The sequence below is a fragment of the Acidocella facilis ATCC 35904 genome (assembly GCF_000687875.1).
Lineage (GTDB): Bacteria > Pseudomonadota > Alphaproteobacteria > Acetobacterales > Acetobacteraceae > Acidocella > Acidocella facilis.
This window is the reverse complement of the sequence record NZ_JHYG01000003.1, coordinates 40,681-59,414: the sequence shown is the minus strand read 5'-3', so window position 1 is coordinate 59,414 and position 18,734 is coordinate 40,681. Positions and strand designations below refer to the sequence as shown.

19 protein-coding genes are annotated in these 18,734 nt (G+C 63.9%); 11 read left to right on the top strand and 8 right to left on the bottom strand.

Going from position 1 to position 18,734, the window contains the following annotated elements; all coding sequences use genetic code 11:
- The first annotated feature begins 77 nt into the window (after nt 1-77).
- The 6 genes from T331_RS0104910 (at nt 78) to T331_RS0104885 (ending at nt 5,227) form a co-directional block, all read left to right on the top strand.
- The gene (locus tag T331_RS0104910; protein ID WP_051622155.1) at nt 78-1,127 is read left to right on the top strand and encodes an acyltransferase family protein; all 1,050 of its coding nucleotides are present in this window, start codon (nt 78-80) and stop codon (nt 1,125-1,127) included.
- A gap of 12 nt (nt 1,128-1,139) precedes the next feature.
- Entirely contained in the window at nt 1,140-1,802 is a 663-nt protein-coding gene (locus T331_RS0104905) for a beta/alpha barrel domain-containing protein (RefSeq protein ID WP_026439239.1), read from the top strand.
- Nucleotides 1,793-2,575: a glucose 1-dehydrogenase gene (locus T331_RS0104900; RefSeq protein WP_026439238.1), complete on the top strand. Its 783-nt coding sequence runs from the start codon at nt 1,793-1,795 to the stop codon at nt 2,573-2,575. Before T331_RS0104905 ends, T331_RS0104900 begins: the two co-directional genes overlap by 10 nt.
- A 104-nt stretch (nt 2,576-2,679) precedes the next feature.
- Entirely contained in the window at nt 2,680-3,414 is a 735-nt protein-coding gene (locus tag T331_RS0104895; protein WP_008494008.1) for a manganese catalase family protein, read from the top strand.
- Between the two features lie 21 nt (nt 3,415-3,435).
- A complete protein-coding gene (locus tag T331_RS0104890) occupies nt 3,436-4,695 on the top strand; it encodes a DNA polymerase IV (RefSeq protein WP_026439237.1) in 1,260 nt (419 codons plus the stop codon).
- A 28-nt stretch (nt 4,696-4,723) separates the two neighbouring features.
- Nucleotides 4,724-5,227: a flavin reductase gene (locus tag T331_RS0104885; RefSeq protein ID WP_008494006.1), complete on the top strand. Its 504-nt coding sequence runs from the start codon at nt 4,724-4,726 to the stop codon at nt 5,225-5,227.
- 110 nt (nt 5,228-5,337) lie between these two features.
- Here T331_RS0104885 and gshB read toward each other — a convergent pair whose 3' ends face one another.
- Nucleotides 5,338-6,285, bottom strand: coding sequence for a glutathione synthase (gene gshB, locus T331_RS0104880; RefSeq protein WP_026439236.1), 948 nt, complete (start codon nt 6,283-6,285; stop codon nt 5,338-5,340).
- A 31-nt stretch (nt 6,286-6,316) separates the two neighbouring features.
- On the bottom strand, nt 6,317-6,691 hold the full coding sequence (locus T331_RS0104875; RefSeq protein ID WP_008494004.1) for a hypothetical protein: 375 nt from the start codon (nt 6,689-6,691) through the stop codon (nt 6,317-6,319).
- 220 nt (nt 6,692-6,911) lie between these two features.
- Between T331_RS0104875 and T331_RS19785 the strand changes: the two genes are divergently transcribed.
- Together T331_RS19785 and msrB are read left to right on the top strand one after the other, a co-directional pair.
- Nucleotides 6,912-7,079, top strand: coding sequence for a hypothetical protein (locus T331_RS19785; RefSeq protein WP_155992613.1), 168 nt, complete (start codon nt 6,912-6,914; stop codon nt 7,077-7,079).
- A gap of 138 nt (nt 7,080-7,217) precedes the next feature.
- Nucleotides 7,218-7,628 (top strand): peptide-methionine (R)-S-oxide reductase MsrB, encoded by a 411-nt coding sequence (gene msrB / locus T331_RS0104865; protein WP_008494003.1) that lies wholly within the window; start codon nt 7,218-7,220, stop codon nt 7,626-7,628.
- A gap of 243 nt (nt 7,629-7,871) precedes the next feature.
- Here the strand turns inward: msrB and T331_RS0104860 are convergent, their stop codons facing one another.
- Together T331_RS0104860 and T331_RS0104855 are read right to left on the bottom strand one after the other, a co-directional pair.
- Nucleotides 7,872-9,149 (bottom strand): beta strand repeat-containing protein, encoded by a 1,278-nt coding sequence (locus tag T331_RS0104860; protein ID WP_026439235.1) that lies wholly within the window; start codon nt 9,147-9,149, stop codon nt 7,872-7,874.
- A gap of 485 nt (nt 9,150-9,634) precedes the next feature.
- Nucleotides 9,635-11,368, bottom strand: coding sequence for a chloride channel protein (locus T331_RS0104855; RefSeq protein WP_051622200.1), 1,734 nt, complete (start codon nt 11,366-11,368; stop codon nt 9,635-9,637).
- Between the two features lie 72 nt (nt 11,369-11,440).
- On the opposite strand from T331_RS0104855, the gene rsmA reads away from it, so the two are divergent.
- Complete coding sequence (gene rsmA / locus T331_RS0104850) at nt 11,441-12,271, top strand: 16S rRNA (adenine(1518)-N(6)/adenine(1519)-N(6))-dimethyltransferase RsmA (RefSeq protein WP_051622153.1); 831 nt, start codon at nt 11,441-11,443, stop codon at nt 12,269-12,271.
- Nucleotides 12,272-12,411: 140 nt separating this feature from the next.
- On the opposite strand, the gene htpG is transcribed toward rsmA, so the two are convergent.
- Entirely contained in the window at nt 12,412-14,199 is a 1,788-nt protein-coding gene (gene htpG, locus T331_RS0104845) for a molecular chaperone HtpG (protein ID WP_026439232.1), read from the bottom strand.
- A 131-nt stretch (nt 14,200-14,330) separates the two neighbouring features.
- On the opposite strand from htpG, the gene T331_RS0104840 reads away from it, so the two are divergent.
- Entirely contained in the window at nt 14,331-14,795 is a 465-nt protein-coding gene (locus T331_RS0104840; protein WP_026439231.1) for a hypothetical protein, read from the top strand.
- A gap of 61 nt (nt 14,796-14,856) precedes the next feature.
- Here T331_RS0104840 and T331_RS0104835 read toward each other — a convergent pair whose 3' ends face one another.
- Both T331_RS0104835 and T331_RS0104830 read right to left on the bottom strand, forming a co-directional pair.
- Complete coding sequence (locus T331_RS0104835) at nt 14,857-15,093, bottom strand: YMGG-like glycine zipper-containing protein (protein ID WP_008493996.1); 237 nt, start codon at nt 15,091-15,093, stop codon at nt 14,857-14,859.
- 123 nt (nt 15,094-15,216) lie between these two features.
- Nucleotides 15,217-15,468 carry a YMGG-like glycine zipper-containing protein gene (locus tag T331_RS0104830; RefSeq protein ID WP_035179279.1) on the bottom strand — a complete coding sequence of 84 codons (252 nt, stop codon included), beginning with the start codon at nt 15,466-15,468 and terminating at the stop codon, nt 15,217-15,219.
- A gap of 179 nt (nt 15,469-15,647) precedes the next feature.
- On the opposite strand from T331_RS0104830, the gene T331_RS0104825 reads away from it, so the two are divergent.
- On the top strand, nt 15,648-16,685 hold the full coding sequence (locus tag T331_RS0104825; RefSeq protein ID WP_008493993.1) for a rod shape-determining protein: 1,038 nt from the start codon (nt 15,648-15,650) through the stop codon (nt 16,683-16,685).
- Nucleotides 16,686-16,768: 83 nt separating this feature from the next.
- Here T331_RS0104825 and T331_RS0104820 read toward each other — a convergent pair whose 3' ends face one another.
- Complete coding sequence (locus T331_RS0104820; RefSeq protein ID WP_026439229.1) at nt 16,769-18,703, bottom strand: AsmA family protein; 1,935 nt, start codon at nt 18,701-18,703, stop codon at nt 16,769-16,771.
- Nucleotides 18,704-18,734 lie beyond the last annotated feature (31 nt).

Genomic DNA, 18,734 nt, shown 5'->3' with positions numbered 1-18,734 from the left:
TGCCGCCTCCGCCCAAAAACTTTTATAACGCTCTGGCCGCGAAGGGATTTCGCGTTTAGGTTGCGATCATGCAACGGATGCGACGCCTCGATGGGGTGCGCGGCCTGCTGGCGATGTATGTGCTGCTCAGCCACGCCCTGCCGCTGACCACCGCCCCGCTCTGGGCGCAACGCCTGTTCGCCCATGGCCAGGCGGCGGTGGAGCTGTTCTTCGCCCTCAGCGGGCTGGTGATCGCCGGCGCGCTGGAGCGGCATGGCGGCCGCTTCTGGCCCTTCATCCAGGCCCGCGCCCGGCGGCTGCTGCCGGTCTATCTCCTGGTGCTGGCCACCGCGATCAGCATCGAAGCCCTGGGCGATCCGCTCTCCGCCCTGCCCTGGACCGGTGCTGCGGCGCGCGAGATCGTCTCGCCCGGCCTGCCGCAGCCGCTCTGGGCGCATCTTCTGGCGCATCTGACCTTGCTGCATGGGATCATCCCCGACCGCCTGCTGCCTTATGGCTGGGTGACCTTGCTCGGCCCGGCCTGGTCGCTCTCCACCGAATGGCAGTTCTATCTGCTGATCGGCCTCGCCGCGCCGAAGCGGCTGGGCGGACTGGCGGCGCTGCTGCTCGCGGTGGCGCTGCTCTATGCGCTGCTGCCGGCACACACCGAATTCTCCCGCGCCTTCCTGCCCGCCCAGGCCGGCTGGTTCGCGCTCGGGCTATGCAGCCGCATCTGGCTGCTCTCCGGCCGCGCCGCGCCGTTTCTCGCCTGCCTGGCCGGGCTCTGCCTGCTGGCGCTGCTGGGCACGCCGGAGCGCGCCCTCACCGCCTTGCTCTGGCTGGCGCTGATGCTCGCGCAGACCCAAAGCTGGGGGGGGCTTCTGGCCAATCGGGGGCTGCTCTATCTCGGCGCCATCTCCTACCCGCTTTATCTGGTGAACGAACCGGTGGAGCGGCTGCTCGCACTCTGGCTCGGCCCGCCTCTGGCCGCGCATCCGGGCTGGTTCAGCCTGGCCTTCCTGGTGCTGGCGGTGCTGGGCTCCTGCTTCCTCGCGGCCATGCTGCATCACGTCGTCGAGCTGCCCTTCATGCGACAGAGCAAGAAAAAATTATTCCCTCCGGTTATTGCCCGCCCCGTCCGGGAATGACAGCATCGGAGCATGGATTTCATCTTCATGCTCACCCGCCACGACCGCACGGTGCCGGACTGCCTGGCGGTTCTGGACGAGATCGCCCCGCTGGGTCTGCGCCATATCGGCTTCAAGGATATCGGCGCGGATGAGGAGACGCTGCGCACACTGAATGCGCGGATCAAGGCGCTGGGGGCGGCTTCTTATCTGGAGGTGGTCGCCACCACCCCGCAGAGCGCGCTGGACTCAGCGCGGATCGGCAAGGCGATCGGGGTGGACCGGCTGCTCGGCGGCACCGAGGTGGCGGCCACGCTGGCGCTGCTCGCGGGCACCGGCATCGGCTACTACCCCTTTCCCGGCACGCCCGTCGGCCATCCCACCCAGCTTCGCGGCGATGAAGCCCTGGTGGAGACGCATTGCGCCGATTTCATCGCCCAGGGCTGCGCCGGGGTGGATCTGCTGGCCTATCGCGCCACCGAGGCTGACCCGCTTGCGCTGGTGCGCGCCGCGCGGCGCGGGCTGGGGCGTGCGGCGCTGATCTGCGCCGGCGGGGTGGACAGCCCGGCCCGCATCAAAGCCCTGCGCGCGGCCGGGGCGGATGGATTCACCGTCGGCTCCGCCGCCTTTGACGGCGCCTTCGCGCCGGGCGAAACTCTCGCCGGGCAGCTGCGAGCGATCATGTCATGCGTCTGAAGGGCAAACGGGTCTTCATCACCGGGGCGGCGGGCGGCATTGGCCGCGCCACGGCGGAAAAATGCGCGGCGGAAGGCGCACGGGTTGTCTGCGCCGATCTGCGCGGGGAGGCCGCAGAAGCGGTAGCCGCCAGCATCCGCGCGGGCGGCGGCGAGGCGCTCGCGGTGGCGGGCGATCTGACGAAAGAGGACGCCTGCGCCGCGATGATCGCCCAATCCGTGCGGCATTTCGGCGGGCTGGAGGTGATTTTCAACAATGCCGGCATCTGCCGCAACGATGATGCCGGCCCGGTGGAAACCTCGCTGGACAGCTGGAACGCCACCCTGGCCGCCAACCTCACTTCGGTTTTCCTCTGCTGCAAGGCGGCGATTCCGCATCTGCTCGCCTCCGGCAACGGCGTGATCATCAACAACGCCTCCATCGTCGCGCTGGTTGGCTCCGCCTTTCCGCAGATCGCCTACACCGCCGCGAAAGGTGGCGTGCTGGCGATGACGCGTGAGCTCGCCATCATCTATGCCCGCCAGAAGCTGCGCGCCGTCGCCATCTGCCCCGGCCCCACCGCGACGCCTCTGGTGAAGGCGTTTCTGGCGGATGCGGAGGCCTGGGCGTTGCGCCGGCGCTATATCCCGATGGGCCGCCTCGCTGAGCCCGCCGAGATCGCCAACCTTGTCGCATTCCTGGCATCCGATGACGCCAGCTTCATTACCGGCTCCGCCTACACCATCGATGGCGGCCTCACCGCCTCCTATGTCATCGATGACAGCCAAGTTTGAAAATAACGAGGTCCTTAAAAGCAACTTCATGACATCGAATATGCTTGCGCAGGCGGCACCGGATGCCGACTCTCAGGGTTCCGAAACCCCGAGGAGACACAAGCATGTTCTACCACAGAAAAGAACTCTTCTATCCCGTGAATGTCGGCACGCCGGATCCGCAATTCGGCCAGTTCCTGCTCGAACAATTCGGCGGCGCCACCGGCGAACTCACCGCCGCCTTGCAATATTGGGTGCAGTCCTTCCATGTCGAAAACCCGGCCTTGCGCGACATGCTGCAGGATATCGCGCTGGAAGAATTCAACCATCTGGAAATGGTCGGCAAGCTGATCACCCAGCACACCGCCAAGCTCGACCAGACCAAGGTGTACGAGGCGCCGCTCTTCAAAATGAAAGGCATCGGCCCGCATTTTGTCGACAGCCAGGGCTCGGCCTGGACCGCCACCTATATCAACGAGGGTGGCAATGTGGTGCGCGATCTGCGCGCCAATATCGCGGCGGAGGGCGGTGCACGGCAGACCTACGAGGCGCTGCTGAAATGCACCAAGGACAAGGGCACCATCGACGCGCTGACGCATCTGCTCACCCGCGAAATCACCCACACCAACATGTTCATGAAAGCGCTCGACGCCATCGGCAAACTCGACGATCCGATGTTCGGCAACGTCAAGCCGGACGACACGGTGGATGTGGTGTTCAATCTCAGCCAGGGCGAGGAGGGACGCGGCCCCTGGAACGAGGCGCCGTTCGACTATATCGAAAACCCGCAACCCAAGGGCAAGATTCCGGCCTCCCCAGCCAATCCGGACGACGAGAAAATCCATCTCGCCGCCGAGTGACCTCAAAGAGGGCGGGCTGAGATGCCCGCCCTCTGCCGCGATTGCGACGCGATCTGCCAAGGCCCCGCCTGCATGAAATGCGGCGGGGTGCGGATCCTGTCGCACCCCGAGCTGTTCACCTTGGCCATCGCCCATATTGATTGCGACGCCTTCTACGCCTCCGTCGAAAAACGCGACCACCCGGAATTGCGCGACAAACCCTTGATCGTCGGCGGCGGGGTGCGTGGCGTCGTCTCCACCTGCTGCTATATCGCGCGCATCCATGGCGTGCGCTCCGCGATGCCGATGTTCAAGGCCAAGCAGCTTTGCCCCAACGCCGTGGTGCTGCGCCCGGACATGGCGAAATATGCCATCGTCTCCCGCCAGGTGCGGGAAATGATGGAGGCGCTGACACCGCTGGTGCAGCCGCTCTCCATCGATGAAGCCGCTCTCGACCTCTCCGGCACCCAGGCGCTGCACGGCGCGCCCCCCGCCATCGTGCTGACCCGTCTGGCGCGGCGGATCGAGACGGAGCTCGGCATCACCATCTCCATCGGGCTGGCGCGCAACCGCATGCTGGCCAAGCTGGCCGCCGAGCGCGGCAAGCCGCGCGGCTTTGCCGTGCTGGGCGCGGAAGCGGCACAGCTGCTCGCCAATGAGAAGGTCGGGTTGCTGCCCGGCATCGGCCCGGCCCAGGTGAAAAAGCTGGAAGCGATGGGCCTCGTCACCATCGCCCAGCTCGCCGCTTTGGAGCCGCATTTGGCCGCCAGGCTTGGCAATGAGGGGATGGCGCTGGTTGCCCGCGCCCGGCTGGAGGATAACCGTCCGGTCCGGGCTGAGCGCGAAAGCAAATCCATCAGCGCCGAAACCACCTTCGAGACCGATCTTTCGGACCGCGCCGCGCTGGAAGCCGCGCTCTGGCCGCTGTGCGAGAAGCTGGGGCGGCGCCTGCACCGCGAGGATGTCGCCGCCGCCGGGCTGGTGCTGAAGCTGAAAACCGCGGATTTCCAGCAACGCACCCGCAGCCAGCGCCTGCCCGCCCCCACCCGCCTGCCCGAGACCATCTTCGAGGCCGCCCAGGTCCTGCTGGCCGCGGAGGCGACCGGCCCGCGCTTCCGGCTCATCGGCATCGGCGCGTCGCCGCTGGCCCCAGCCGCGCAGGCGGATCTGGGCGATCTGGCGGACACCTCAACGCCGCGCCGCCGCGCCCGGCAGGACGCCATCGACGCCTTGCGGTTGCGGTTTGGGGAACAGGCCGTTCAGCGCGGCCGCAGCTTGCGCCCGCCCAGGGGTAAGGATTAAAACCCGACGGCTTCAGGGGATTTTAACGATGAGCGCTGCCGTAGATACCAGCCTGTTCCGCGAGGCGATGGCCCGCATGGGCGCCGCCGTTAACATCATCACCACGCGCGGCCCGCAAGGTGATGTCGGCATGACCGTCTCCGCCGTGTGCTCGGTGACCGACAGCCCGGCCACGCTGCTGGTCTGCATCAACCGCACCAGCCGCCAATATGAGGCCTTCAAGACCGCCGGCATCATCTGCGTGAATGTGCTGGCGCATGAGCATGAGGCGCTCTCCCCGATCTTCGCCGGCAAGGGCGATCTCGGCATGGAAGAGCGCTTCAGCCATGGCAGCTGGATCCGCCTCGCCACCGGCGCCCCGGCGCTTGAGACCGCCACCGCCAGCCTGGACTGCAAAGTGGTACAGCAGACCGAAGTCGGCACCCATACCGTGTTCTTCTGCGAGGTGCAGGCCATCCATCTCGGGCCGACGGGGTCGGGGCTGGTGTATCATGGGCGGGCTTATCATCAGATTCTGGCGAAGCTGGGGTGAAGTCTCGGGGGGCTTTTTGAAAAAAGCCCCCCGACCCTCCGGCGCCTTTCCAACGCTGCTACGCAGCGCTGGAACCTTGGGCGCCTGCGCCCCTCAAAAACTTTTGCGACTTACGCGGCGCGGATTGCCTCAATCTTCTCTAGAATCGCCGCCGCCAGATTGAGGCCGTCGAACCGGGCGATCTGCTGCAGCCCGGTCGGCGACGTCACGTTGATCTCGGTGAGGTAATCGCCGATCACGTCGATCCCCGTGAACAGCAGCCCCTGCGCCTTCAAGGTCGGGCCGATCGCGGCACAGATCTCCTGCTCGCGCGCCGTCAGCCTGGTCGGCTCCGCCTTGCCGCCGGCATGCATGTTGGAGCGCGAATCGCCCTCCGCCGGCACACGGTTGATCGCCCCCAGCGGCTCGCCATCGATCAGGATGATCCGCTTATCCCCCTTGCGCACCGCCGGCTCGTAGCGCTGCACCATCAACGGCTCGCGCGAGGCGGCGAAGAACATGTCCAGCAGCGAGCCGAGATTCTCATCATCCGGCTTGATCCGGAACACCCCGATGCCGCCATTGCCGAATAGCGGCTTGACGATGATGTCCTTATGCAGCGAACGGAAATCCCGGATCGCACCGCGATCCCAGGAGATCAGCGTGGGGGGCATCAGCTCCGGGAAATGCGTTACCAGCAGCTTCTCCGGCGCGTTGCGCACGGAAGCCGGATTGTTCACCACCAGCGTTTTGGGGTGGATATGCTCCAGCAGATGCGTCGCGGTGATGTAGGCCATGTCGAAGGGCGGGTCCTGGCGCATCAGCACCACATCCATGCTGCCCAGATCGATCACCTGCTCATCGGCGAATTTATAATGCGCCCCCGCCTCGTTGCGCACCTCCACCGGCCGCACCCGGGCTTTCAGCACGGCGCCGTCCAGCCACATATGCGGAACTTCATAATGCCAGAGCCTATGGCCGCGGGCCTGGGCTTCCAGCATCAACGCGAAGGTGGAATCGCCGGTAATATCGATGCTGTGCAGCGGGTCCATCTGCACGGCGATGTTCAAAGACGCCATTTTGTCCTCATGACTGACTAGCCTCAGGCTATCAGGAGGACGCGTTGCGCTCCAGGGCCGCCGCCGCGACCGGATGCTCCAGGCTCATCATGCAGCTTTGCGGGTCATCCCCGGCATCCGCCACCGCCGCCGCCACACGCGGCACGCCATGCGCATCCGGATAGAGAAACACATTCATCCCGCAGATCGGCGAATGATACAGCCAGACCTGCGCCTGCCCGTCCGTCCGGCGCAGGGAGGGCTGGCCGAAATCGGCGTCCAGCACCTGCGGGGTCGAGCCTTTCAGCGCCTGTTCCGATTGGGGCAGATCATTGCCGGCGGCGATTTTCGGCGGCGCTGCACAGGCGCCCAAGCCCCCCAGCCCGGCCAGCGTGAATAAAATCCGGAAAACAGCCCGCTTCGCCATGAAAGCCCTGGGGAAAACAAAAAAACCCTGGTCTCCCTTATCAAAACCCGAAGCGGCTTGCACCGGGGCCTAACAAGTTATCAACAATTTTTTTTGCTGAAAATCCCGCCGAGAATCGTCACATTGAAATCAAGAGGCCGCCTTAATCATGCCTTTGTTGCAATGCACTGTAACAAGCATGGACATAGCGTCCGAGAGTATTCGAACAGAGGGTAAATCAATGCCTGCCAATATGCTGAAGACCGAGGCCGAACTTCGCCATGCCGTGATCGACCGGCTGATCGCGGCATCTCTGAACGATGGCAAGCCCGCCCGCGAGGCGACCCTGGAGCGTTGGCGCGCCCTGGGCACCCAAAAGCTGCCGACGGCCGAGAGCGCCAGCCGCTAAGAAGCCGCACCGGCGCCGCATCGCGCCTGTATCTGCTGGCCAGCCGCAAGGCTGGCCCCCGCAACGGGAACTGATACCCGTTGGCTCATCCGAACCGCCTCCTTATATTACGGGCAGACCTGCCCGAAGGAGACGGCCATGAGCACAGACAGTAAGACTGTCTTTCCCTTTACATTAACGGACGCCGAGTGGCGCGCGCGCCTGACGCCCGATCAATATGCCATCCTGCGCCAGCACGCGACCGAGCGGCCCGGCACCTGCGCGTTGAATTACGAAAAGCGCGCCGGCAGCTTCGCCTGCGCTGGCTGCGGCCAGACGCTGTTCATTTCCGGCACCAAATTCGAGAGCGGCACCGGCTGGCCCAGCTTCAATGATCCGGTTGAGGGCGCCATCGGCACCACCATCGATCGCAGCCACGGCATGATCCGCATCGAGGCGCATTGCAGCAATTGCGGCGGCCATCTCGGCCATGTGTTCGAGGACGGCCCGCCGCCCACCGGGCTGCGCTATTGCATCAATGGCGAAGTGCTGGATTTCCACCCGGCCTGAACCAAAGCCAGAACAGGGTCTTCAGCCTTTGGCCGAAGACCCTGTTTTTTAGTCTCTTAGAGCAATATGTGTTTAGGTTGACGCGCCAGCATTAAGATAAACATATGAAATTGCTCGCTAAAACAAAACTTAGAGCATCAAGCTAAACGCTTGATGCTCTAAGACCGGACCGCAACCATCAGCGCAAAAAAAACCTGCCTTGGCGGACCAAGGCAGGTTTCCAGGTGAGATCCGGGAGCCGGATTAGACGAAGGTGATCACATTGTGGGCGCCGTTGACGCTCACCTGACTCGTGGTCACGTTCGAGAGGGTGATCACGGTGTTGTCGGACAGCAGGATCTGCGTGCCGCCAGCCAGACCAGCCTGGACGCTCTCGACCGACGGGCCGCCGGCACCGTTGGAGATAGACTTCAGCAGGTTGATGGTATCGTTGCCGCTGAAATCATTGATGGTGAAGGAGGAACCACCGAAGGTCAGCGCTTCGCCACCCGTGGTGGTGTAGGAGCCGAGCACGTCAAACACGTTCTGCGAGCCGGACACGGTGGAACCGGTCAGGGTCGTGCCATCGACATTGCCGAGCAGGAAGCTCTGGGTGCCGGAGCCACCAGCGGAAGCGAGACCGCCAACCGCCTGGATGGAGCCAATGCCAGGCTCTTCAAGGCCGAGATAGAAGCCGTTCACGCTACCGGCACCCATCAGTGTCTCACCGCCGGCGCCGCCGAACAGCTGGTTGTTGGCACCACCAGCGAGCAGGGTGTCGCCCTGGCCACCGCCGACCAAGGTCGAGCTGCCGCTGCCGCCATTGATCGAGTTGAAACCGCCGCGGCCGCCCACATAGAAGCCGCCGCCGGTGCCACCGAACACGGTGATGGAGTTCGGGGCGAACACATTCTGGCCGCCAGCGGTGCTGTAGGAGCCGGAGAAGATGGTCTGCGCCTGAGAGGAATTATTCACGAAGTCCAGGTTACCACCGGCGTTGGTATGGAACACCACGCTGACCTTGGAATTGTCAGCCGCGGTCACGGTCGCGACATCGCCGCCGCCGAGGAACACGGAGGTGGTGGCATTGCCGGTCGCGGTCACGGTCTCGACACCGTTGGTGCCGTTGAAGTTCAGCGTGTCGTTACCCGCGGAGGTCACGTTGTAGCTGGAGCCGCTGCCGGTCGCGTTCAGCGAGTCAGCGCCGCCAGCAGCGAAGATCGAGCCGGTGCCGCCGCCAACATTATAGGTAACATTGCTGTTCCCGCCGAAAATCGCGACGGAGGTCGAGGCCACGCCATCGACGGTCACATTGCCCGGAACCTGCACGAACAGGTCGGTGGTGCCGGCGGCGACAGTCGCCACGCCAGCCGCGGCGCCGTTGGTGGAGGCGCCATTGGCGTCAACATTGGTGATTTCGGTGAAATGCGGCGCAACGCCGACGCCTATACCGAACACCGTGCCGGCGGTGATATCGATATTGGTGAAGCTCGCAGTCCCACCGGTCACTGACGCCGTAACGCCGTTCAGATAGGTCTGCAACAGAGTGTTAACCGAGCTCGACAGAGCGGACGGAACACTGAGAATACCATTCTGGCCGTTAAACGCGCCACCTACAGTCAAAAATCCGCTCATAATAACCCCTTAAAATCTCCACCTTTGCGAGTTTAGTACCGCCTCCGAAGTGGAATTGCAAGGAAAAGGCCACCTCAGATTGTTAAGAACATGTTGCGAAGCACAAAAATTTTTGCATCAAAAATTGGATTTAATCTATAATGTTGACAAAAATGCGATAAAAAACTCAACATGGGCCGCTACACCCGAGCAAAACTAACTATTATTATGGATTTGTCGATTTTTATTAGACAATTCTCCGTTTTTTTTAATTCCTTCTACAAAACGAGCTCCATTCTTGGAATTTCGTCTAAATAATGTTGATTATTGTTCGTTCCGAAGTCGTTCTCGAAGCTCTGTTTTCATGACCCACAAGACATAATTTCTTATTCTTAATTCAGGCTTTAACGGCTTTATTCCCCGGAAACCTCGCGCCGCTTGCGGTCCAGCTCTTCATTATAGCGCCGCAACGCATATTGCTCGGTCAACAGCCCCAGCACCTTGCGGCTCTCGCCGCCATCGAGCACCGCCAGCGCATCCGCTTCCGCGGCCTCGAACAGCGCCAGCGCCTCCTTCACATTCATCCCAGGCCGCAGGAAATAGTCCTGAAGATGCAGAATGTCGTTAATCTGCCGCCCCTCCCCTGTCACCGATGCCGCCTCCGCCGGGTAGGCGATGCCGGCATAGCGCCCGTCCGAATCCACCACCACCACGCGTTGCGTGGTGCCCAGCGGCACTTCCTGGCGGAACACCGCCAGGCTGGTCTGCGGGCGGACCGTCATCTGCACCGGGCGCATCATCCGGCCGACGGTCAGCGTATGGATCCAGCCGACATCCACGGCGGAGCGGATCTGCTCGCCCCGCAAATGGAAGCGCCAGGTGGCGAAGGAATAGCCGAACAGCCGGCGCACGGTGATGGTGGCGACGATCGAGGCGCCCAGCACCGCCATCGTCACGTTGAAATTCTGCGTGCTTTCCAGCGCCAGAAAGGTCATCGTCATCGGCCCGCCGATGATGGCGGCGGCCATGCCGCTCATCCCCACCACGGCATAGAGGCCGCTGGGCATCGGGTGGATGAACGGCACCAGCAGGGCGATGCCGGCGAAAACCTTGCCGAACAAAGCTCCCAGAAACAGCGAGGCGAAAAACAGGCCGCCACGGAAGCCCGCGCCGATGGAGAAGGCGGAGGCAATGGCCTTGGCCAGGAAAAACCCCGCAACCAGAAGAAACGGAAAGCTCACATCTATATAAGCATGCAACGCGGAGTGGCCGGAGGAGAGCGCCTTGGGCGTCAGGCAGCCCAGCAGCCCCACCAGCGCGCCGCCCAGCATCGGCCGCAGCCAGGTCGGGATACGGCTGCGGCGAAACGCGGTTTCGATCAGCGTGACCCCGCGCATGATGACGATCCCCGCCATGCCGCAGGCAATCCCCTCGATCAGGATGACGCCGTAAATATCGTTGGGCACTGTCGCCGGCAGCGTCACCACCAGAGGCGGCGAGGAAAAGCCCAGAATCTGCACGGTCAGCGTGCCCAGCAGCGCGGCGATGACAACAAAGGGCAGTGTCACCACCGAATAGATGCCGATGATCAGCTCGATGCCGTAAAACGCCCCGCAGAGCGGCGCGTTGAACGCCCCGGCGATGGCCGCCGCCGCCCCGCAGCCGACCAGCGTGCGCAGATCATTCCGGCGCAGGCGGAACTGCTTGCCGAACCAGGAGGCCATACCGGCGCCCAGCTGCGCATAGCCGGCCTCCATGCCCACCGAAGCGCCGACGCCGTTGGACCAGACCGTCTGCGCCGCGACGATCAGCGAGTCGGTCAGCGACATCCGGCCGCCATAGAGCGCGTTGGCCTCGATCGGATCGACGATCGGCTTCGGCCGGAAGCGCGCCAGCCCCCAGAGCACCACCCCCAGGATGAAGCCGCCCAGCATCGGCACGCCAAAGGCGCGCAACGGGTCCAGGTCCGGCGTTTCGGACAATTCATGTCCGGGCGCCAGGGCGAACAGATTCTGGTGCATCAGGAACGAGATCTCGTTCATCAGCGCCACGCCGAATCCCGCGAGAATCCCAACCCCGGCCGCCAGCAGGACGAGCCAGACCTCATCCACCCGCACCAAAGCGCGCAGCAGACGCGGAACCTGCATGAACCCTGCCTTCTCGTCCGGCTTATCCACAGCTCCCTGTTGCCATGGCGCGGCGTGGGGTAACAAGCCGCCATGGCTAAAATATCTCTCCCCTCCCTGGCGGACACCATCCGCACCTTCGATCTGCGGGCCGACAAATCCCTCGGCCAGCACTTCCTGCTGGACCCGGCCCTGCTCTCGCGCATCGCCGCGGCGGCGGGGCCGTTGAGGGGGGTGAATGTCATCGAGATCGGCCCGGGCCCGGGCGGGCTGACGCGGGCACTTCTGGAGAGCGAGGCGGCGCATGTCACCGCCATCGAGTTCGACAAGCGGGCGGTGGCCGCCATCACCCAGCTCGCCGGCACCACGGAGCGGCTCAGCATCATCGAGGCGGATGCGATGCGGGCGGATCTGGCGGCGCTGGTGCCCGCCCCGCGCGCCATCGTCGCCAATTTGCCCTATAATATCGGCACGCTGCTGCTGGTGAACTGGCTGCAGAACGCGGCGGATTTCCAGTCGATGACGCTGATGTTCCAGCTGGAGGTGGCGGCGCGGGTCTGCGCGCAGCCGAATACCGGCGCCTATGGCCGGGTTTCGGTGCTGGCGCAGTGGCTATGCGATGTGACGATGCTGATGCGCATTCCCGCCGGGGCCTTCGCGCCGCCGCCGAAGGTGGAGTCGGCGCTGATCCGGCTGGTGCCGAAGGCCGCGCAGCCGACGAAGGCCGAGTTGAAGCTGATGGAGCGCCTCACCGCCGCCGCCTTTGGGCAACGGCGCAAGATGCTGCGCGGGGCGTTGAAGCCGCTGGGCGGCGAGGCTTTATGTGAGGCGGCGGGGATTGACGCGGCGCGGCGGGCGGAAACGCTGAGCGTGGCGGAGTTCGTGACGCTGATGCGGGTTCTGGAAGCCCGCGAAGGAAAATAGGAGCAAAAGTTTTTTGGTGCCGCTTTTTTTCAAAAAAGCGGCGAAAACGTTTGGGGTGGTGGCGACGCCGTCGCCACCACCCCAAACCTTTGTGGGGACTTTTTGAAAAAAGTCCCCACACCCCCAAAAACTTTTATAAATTAAGCGTTTGCCAGCGCCGCCGCCACCTGGCGCACGAACGCCGCCGGATCCTCCGGCAAATCGCCATCCTGCAGCTTGGCCAGATTCAGCAGCAGGCGCGCCGCCTCGCTCACATCCTCCTTCGCCGCCAGCGCTTCCACCAGCTTATGGCCCGGATTGATCTCCAGCTTCGGCGGCAGCCCGAATGTCGGCCGGCCAGCGCGTTTGAGCAAACGCTGCATCGCCAGATCCGGCCCCGCCTGCGCCGCCACCAGCATCGCCGGGCTATCCTTCAGCCGGGACGACGCCGCAACCTCGGACACCTCCGCCCCCAGCGCCTCTTTCAACTTGGCGCAAAGGGCGGTGATCGCCTCTGGCGCCTCCGGCGCCTCGAACAGCGAGCCGGCCTGGGAGACTGAAACCAGCTTCTTCTCCTTGTAGCTGCCCAGCCGCCCCGGCCAGAACGCGTCGATCGCATCGCCCAGCAGCAGCACCTCATAGCCCTTCTCGGCAAACCCCTCGAGCTGCGGCGAGGTCTTCAGATGCGCGGCATCCCCGGCCAGGTAATAAATGTCGCTCTGCCCCTCCGGCATGCGCTCGATATAGCCATCCAGCGTCGTCGCCTCCTCCTTGCTGGAAGCAAAGCGCAGCAGCGCGGCGATCTCGGCGGCATGGCCGGTATCCTCGTAAATCCCTTCCTTCAGCACCGAGCCGAAATTCTCCAGGAACGGCTTGAACGCCGCCTCGTCCTTGGCCTTGTTTTTCAGCTCGGTCATCACCCGGTTGAGCAGCGCCTTGCGGATCTTCTCCAGCACCGGCGTCGCCTGCAGAATCTCACGCGAGACATTCAGCGGCAGATCCTCCGTATCCACCACCCCGACCACGAAATTCAGCCAGTTCGGCAGCAGCTTCGCCTCATCGGTGATGAACATGCGCTTCACATGCAAACGCAGCCGGCTCTCCTTGGTCTCCTCCACCGGCATGAACGGCTTGGAGGAGGGGATGAACAGCAAGGCGGTGAATTCCACCGCGCCCTCGGCCCGCCAATGGATGGTGGCGAAGGGCTCGTCCCAGCCCTGGCCGACATGGCGGTAAAACTCGGTATATTCCTCCGGGGTGATCTCGGAACGGCTCTTGCGCCACAGCGCCTGGCCGGAAGTGGCGGCCTCGAACGTTCCGTTGTCCTCCACCTCCACCGGCAGGGTGATGTGGTCGGCCCATTTATTAATGACCGTCTTCAGCCGGATCGGCTCCAGATATTCCTCCGCATCCGGCTTCAGATGCAGCAGGATGGTGGTACCCGGCGCGCCGCGCTCGGCGGACTTGAGCGTATATTGCCCCTGCCCGTCGGACATCCATTCCCAGGCCTCATCGGTGCCGGCCTTGCGCGAGATCACCTCCACCTTCTCCGCCACCATGAAGGCGGAATAGAAGCCGACGCCGAACTGGCCGATCAGGCTCGGCCGCTCCTCCGGCTTGGCCGAGGCCAGCTGTGCGGCGAATCCGGCGGTGCCGGATTTGGCGATGGTGCCGAGATTCTCCGCCAGCTCCTCCTTGGCCATGCCGATGCCGCTATCCTCGATGCGCAGCGTCTTCGCCCCCTTATCGGCGGAGATGCGGATGGCGGCATTGTCCGGCAGCGCCAGCTTTTCATCCGAAAGGGCGAGGAAGCGGCGCTTATCCGTGGCGTCGGCGGCATTGGCCACCAGCTCGCGCAGGAAAATCTCCCGGTCGGAATAAAGGGAATGCACCACCAGATCGAGCAGCCGGCCCACTTCGGTGCCGAAATTCCGTGTCTCTTCGCTCATGCGACCCTCCTGTATTCAAACGATTTCAGCCCGGGGATGTAATGCTCCTGGCGCGCGCGGCCAAGAGGGTTGAGATTGGCAGCGCCCCCACCAGCTTGGTAAGACGCCCATCATCCATAGCGGAGCGAGACATGCCGGCCACTGCCTCTTTCGTGCGTTTGCCACGGGAAAATCTGCGCGACCTGACCGATGCCGCCAACGGGGACGACCCGCAGGGCTTGGCCGATTATCTGGCCGCCACCGGCACATCGGTGGTCGAATTCGAGGAAGACGGGGATATTTTTTCCGTCCTGGTCCCGGTTTTGGCCGATGATTATGACATCGACCTGGAGACCAGCGAGAATTCCATCGTCGCCGACCTGGCGGAGGCGACGGATGCGCTGGTGATCATCCTCACCAAGGAGGATCAGAGTAAATATATGGAGCAGCTGGACCCCGAGGGCTTCTCAGCCAAAGAGCTGCAGGACGCCTATGAGGATTTCACCGACGAGGACGAAAAAGGCGCCGGCCAGGCCATGCTGGCCGGCATCAGCGCCTTGTATCAGGCCTTGCAGGAGGTGGATGCCGACCACGTGGTGATCGTCACGGTTTCCTGAATGAGGCGTAACGCTGGTCTCTCCGCAAGGAGAGACCAGCGCCCGGATCAGTTGCCCAGAATCAGTTACCCAGGTTCAGCTGGCGATGGCTGGTGGCCGCACCGGTGACGGCACCGGCCGCGCCGCCGATCAACGCCCCGGTCCCAGGCCCCAGGCCCGTCGCGGCGCCGATGATGGCGCCACCGCCCGCGCCAATCGCGCCGCCCGTGAGGGCGCGATGGCCGGGTGAGTAGCCGCACCCGGTCAGCGCGGTCAGGGACGCGGCCAGAAACAGGCCGGCAGAGATTTTGCGAAGCATTTCCAACTCCCGTGGTTCAGAACATAACAAAAAGGATATTTAGTCCGCCTTCGGAAATTCAACCGGCCGCCGATCGCCTGACGATTCCTTCATGAAACCTTCAGTCACAATCGGCCGACGCCGTTAATTCCCGACCAGCGGACGCCCCAGATTCAGATTATGCGGGCTGATCGCCGCACCGGCGACCGCGCCGACACCACCGCCGACCGCCGCGCCAATGCCCGGCCCCACGCCGGTCACGCTGCCGATGATGGCACCGGCACCCGCGCCGATGGCACCGCCCGAAAGCGCGCGCGACCCAGGCGAATAGCCGCATCCGGCCAGGCTCAAGCCCGCTACGGCCAACAGGACAACAGGGGTGACTTTGTACGCCACGTTTACATCTCCTTGATCAATCAGCAATCTGGTCTAAACGATATATTGGGCGCGCAATATGGCGAATGAAGGGCTTCTTTGAGGCTTGCCCCTTTGCTGTACGGGCTGTAAGGCCAGCGCAATGCGGCGTTCTTGACGGCGCGGCGAAGATCTCGCCGGACTAAGCGGAAAGGGTTTTGATGTTTTCCAAACTTCTCGGCCTCATGTCGGCCGACATGGCGATCGATCTCGGGACCGCGAACACACTGGTTTATGTGAAGGGCCGGGGCATCGTCCTGGCGGAGCCCTCCGTGGTCGCAATCCAGGACGTGAAGGGCCGCAAGCAGGTGCTCGCCGTCGGCGAGGACGCCAAGCTGATGCTCGGCCGCACCCCCGGCAACATCCAAGCCATCCGGCCGCTGCGCGACGGCGTCATCGCCGATTTCGAGGTGGCGGAGGAGATGATCAAGCACTTCATCCGCAAGGTGCATAACCGCCGCGGCTATGCCTCGCCGCTGATCATCATCTGCGTGCCCTCCGGCTCCACCGCGGTCGAGCGCCGCGCCATTCAGGAATCCGCCGAGAGCGCTGGCGCGCGCAAGGTGCTGCTGATCGAGGAACCGATGGCGGCGGCGATCGGCGCCAACCTGCCCGTCACCGAGCCCTCCGGCTCGATGATCGTCGATATCGGCGGCGGCACCACCGAGGTGGCGGTGATCTCGCTGGGCGGCATCGTCTATGCCCGCTCCGTGCGCGTCGGCGGTGACAAGCTGGACGAGGCGATCATTTCCTATATCCGCCGCACCTTTAATCTGCTGATCGGCGAAAGCTCCGCCGAGCGCATCAAGATGGATATCGGCGCCGCCTGGGTGGAGAGCAACCAGGATGGCCCGAGCCGCTATGTGAAGGGCCGCGATCTGATCAACGGCGTGCCGCGCGAAGTGACGGTGACACAGCGCCAGATCGCCGAGAGCCTGGCCGAGCCGGTCGGGCAGATCGTCGAGGCGATCAAGGTGGCGCTGGAAAACACCCCGCCGGAACTGTCCGCCGACATCGTCGATAAGGGCATCATGCTCACCGGCGGCGGCGCTTTGCTGCACCGGCTGGACGAGGTGCTGCGCGTCTCCACCGGCCTGCCGGTGATGGTCGCCGAGAATCCGCTGCAATGCGTGGCGCTGGGCACCGGGCGGGCGCTGGAGGAGCGCAATCTGCGCTCTGTGACCTCCGCGATGTATTGAAGTCATGGGAACTTTTTGAAAAAAGTTCCCATACCCTCAAAAACTTTTGCTCCCATTCCAACCCCGGACCCAGGTCCGGGGTTTTATTTGTGCAGCTTGGCCAGCGTGTCTTCGCACGCATTCTTATCGCCCAGCCCCAGCCGGATCGTCGGGATGATCGCCAGCGGCGGGAACAGCACCCCCAGCCCCACCGCGCTGCCCACCCGCGCCGCCAGCGGCCCAGGGGCCGGCATGATGCTCGGATGTTTCAGCGTCCCGCCGATATTGATCGGGGTGGACAGGTTGCCGATCGAAAAATGCGTCGCCTCCGTCCACATATGCAGGTCAAGCGTCTCGGTATCCAGATTGGCCGTGCCCTTGCCGAGAATGTTCGATTCCTTCGTCGCCACCAGGAAGGCGTTGGTGTTCATCTGCCCATCCTTCAGCGAGACATCCGAGATCAGGCACTCGATCGGCGTCTTGTTCGGCACCCCCAGCGCGGAGAGGATCGCCGGGCCGCCCTGCAGCCCGACCAGATCCACCAGCAGCGCGCTGATATCGCCGCCATGCTGCAGGAACAGCGAGGCATGGCCATCGCCATGGCCCAGGATCGCCGCCATCGAATTGCCGGTGCCGGAAATCCAGGCCGAGCCCCCCATGGTGCCATTGCCGGCAAAGCCGGTGGTGGAGCCGACGATGCGCGAGAGCTGCAGGCGCCGGAAATCGATATTCGCCCTGGCATGCAGCACGTTCTTATCCGGCGTCAGATCGATGGCGCTGGCGATGGTCCCGGTCCCCACCGCGAAATTCAGCGGATTCACCGTCACCCTTCCATCCTTGACCACCAGATGCGCCACCAGATCATCCAGCGGCACGCCCTTATTGATGATGTGCTCGCCCTTATAGCGCAGATCCACATCCACCTCGTTCAGCTTCGGCAGATTGATCGGCGTCGAGGGCAATAATTTTGAACTGTCCGCCGCCTTCGCCAGCTTGGCCTTGGTCGCCGCATTCTGGCCGGGGGTGTTCTTGTTGCCCGGCGTGCCGCCCAGGAAGCCGGCGAGATCGGTCAGATCCACCCGTTTGGAGGTCAGGCGCGCGGTAATCTGCCGGCGCGGCTCGCCCGGCGCCTCGGCGATGGTGCCCTCCAGATCCGAAGAGCCGACATGGCCGGTGAAATCCTGCAGCCGGAACGCCTTGTCCTGATACACGGCGGTGCCGGTCAGGCTGAAAGGCGGGGTGTCGGGGATCGGCACCCCGGTCAGCGCGTAAAGATTGGCCATGTTCTGGCCGGAGAAGGAGAGCTTCAGATGCGCCCCGGCGAAATGCGCCGGATCGTTCAGCGTTCCCGCCAGCTTCACCATTGTGGTGCCGTTCTGCAGATGCAGCGCCACCGGATAGGGGGTCGCCGCATCGCGCAGCGAGAGCAGCGCCCCGCCGGTGAAATCCCCGGTGATCGGCGCATTCGCATAGGTGCCCTTGACCGTCACCACGATCTCGCCGCCGGTAAACAGCTTGCTGTCGGCGGGCGCCGGGCGGGTTTCGATCGCCAGATTGAATTCGGCCTTGTCGCTGGGCAGCTTCACGCTGGCCTGGCCGCCATGGATCAGCAGTACCCCCAGCTTCGGCGGGGTGCTGGAGCTGGGCGAGGCCGCCAGCGTCAGCGTATAATTGGTCTCGGCGCCAGTCTGCCGCAACGAAATCACCGGCTGCTCCAGCGCGATCACCGGCAGCTCCAGCTGCTGTTGCCGCAGATAATGCAGCGCCGCCACCTCCACCCGCAGCTCGGGGATCGTCGCCAGCGGCGGGTCCTCCGCCGGGAAGCCCTTCGGGTTGGCGATGGTGATGCCATCGGCGCGGATGATGATGGTCCTGCCCAGCTTCACATGCAGATGCTGGATGCTCACCGGCCGGCCTATTTCGGCCGAGGCCCTGGCCTCCACCACCGGAATGAACCAGTCCCAGTTCCAGAAGATGATCAGCAGCAGGATCAGTATAAGGATGGGACAGGTGATCCTGATCCACAGATTGCGCCGCATCCCGCCTCCCCTGGCCCAAAAACTCTAGATA

Coding starts and splice junctions, on each gene's coding strand:
- T331_RS0104910 (WP_051622155.1), top strand. CDS start 78: ATGCGACGCCTCGATGGGGTGCGCGGCCTGCTGGCGATGTATGTGCTG.
- T331_RS0104905 (WP_026439239.1), top strand. CDS start 1,140: ATGGATTTCATCTTCATGCTCACCCGCCACGACCGCACGGTGCCGGAC.
- T331_RS0104900 (WP_026439238.1), top strand. CDS start 1,793: ATGCGTCTGAAGGGCAAACGGGTCTTCATCACCGGGGCGGCGGGCGGC.
- T331_RS0104895 (WP_008494008.1), top strand. CDS start 2,680: ATGTTCTACCACAGAAAAGAACTCTTCTATCCCGTGAATGTCGGCACG.
- T331_RS0104890 (WP_026439237.1), top strand. CDS start 3,436: ATGCCCGCCCTCTGCCGCGATTGCGACGCGATCTGCCAAGGCCCCGCC.
- T331_RS0104885 (WP_008494006.1), top strand. CDS start 4,724: ATGAGCGCTGCCGTAGATACCAGCCTGTTCCGCGAGGCGATGGCCCGC.
- gshB (WP_026439236.1), bottom strand. CDS start 6,285: ATGGCGTCTTTGAACATCGCCGTGCAGATGGACCCGCTGCACAGCATC.
- T331_RS0104875 (WP_008494004.1), bottom strand. CDS start 6,691: ATGGCGAAGCGGGCTGTTTTCCGGATTTTATTCACGCTGGCCGGGCTG.
- T331_RS19785 (WP_155992613.1), top strand. CDS start 6,912: ATGCCTGCCAATATGCTGAAGACCGAGGCCGAACTTCGCCATGCCGTG.
- msrB (WP_008494003.1), top strand. CDS start 7,218: ATGAGCACAGACAGTAAGACTGTCTTTCCCTTTACATTAACGGACGCC.
- T331_RS0104855 (WP_051622200.1), bottom strand. CDS start 11,368: ATGCAGGTTCCGCGTCTGCTGCGCGCTTTGGTGCGGGTGGATGAGGTC.
- rsmA (WP_051622153.1), top strand. CDS start 11,441: ATGGCTAAAATATCTCTCCCCTCCCTGGCGGACACCATCCGCACCTTC.
- htpG (WP_026439232.1), bottom strand. CDS start 14,199: ATGAGCGAAGAGACACGGAATTTCGGCACCGAAGTGGGCCGGCTGCTC.
- T331_RS0104840 (WP_026439231.1), top strand. CDS start 14,331: ATGCCGGCCACTGCCTCTTTCGTGCGTTTGCCACGGGAAAATCTGCGC.
- T331_RS0104835 (WP_008493996.1), bottom strand. CDS start 15,093: ATGCTTCGCAAAATCTCTGCCGGCCTGTTTCTGGCCGCGTCCCTGACC.
- T331_RS0104825 (WP_008493993.1), top strand. CDS start 15,648: ATGTTTTCCAAACTTCTCGGCCTCATGTCGGCCGACATGGCGATCGAT.
- T331_RS0104820 (WP_026439229.1), bottom strand. CDS start 18,703: ATGCGGCGCAATCTGTGGATCAGGATCACCTGTCCCATCCTTATACTG.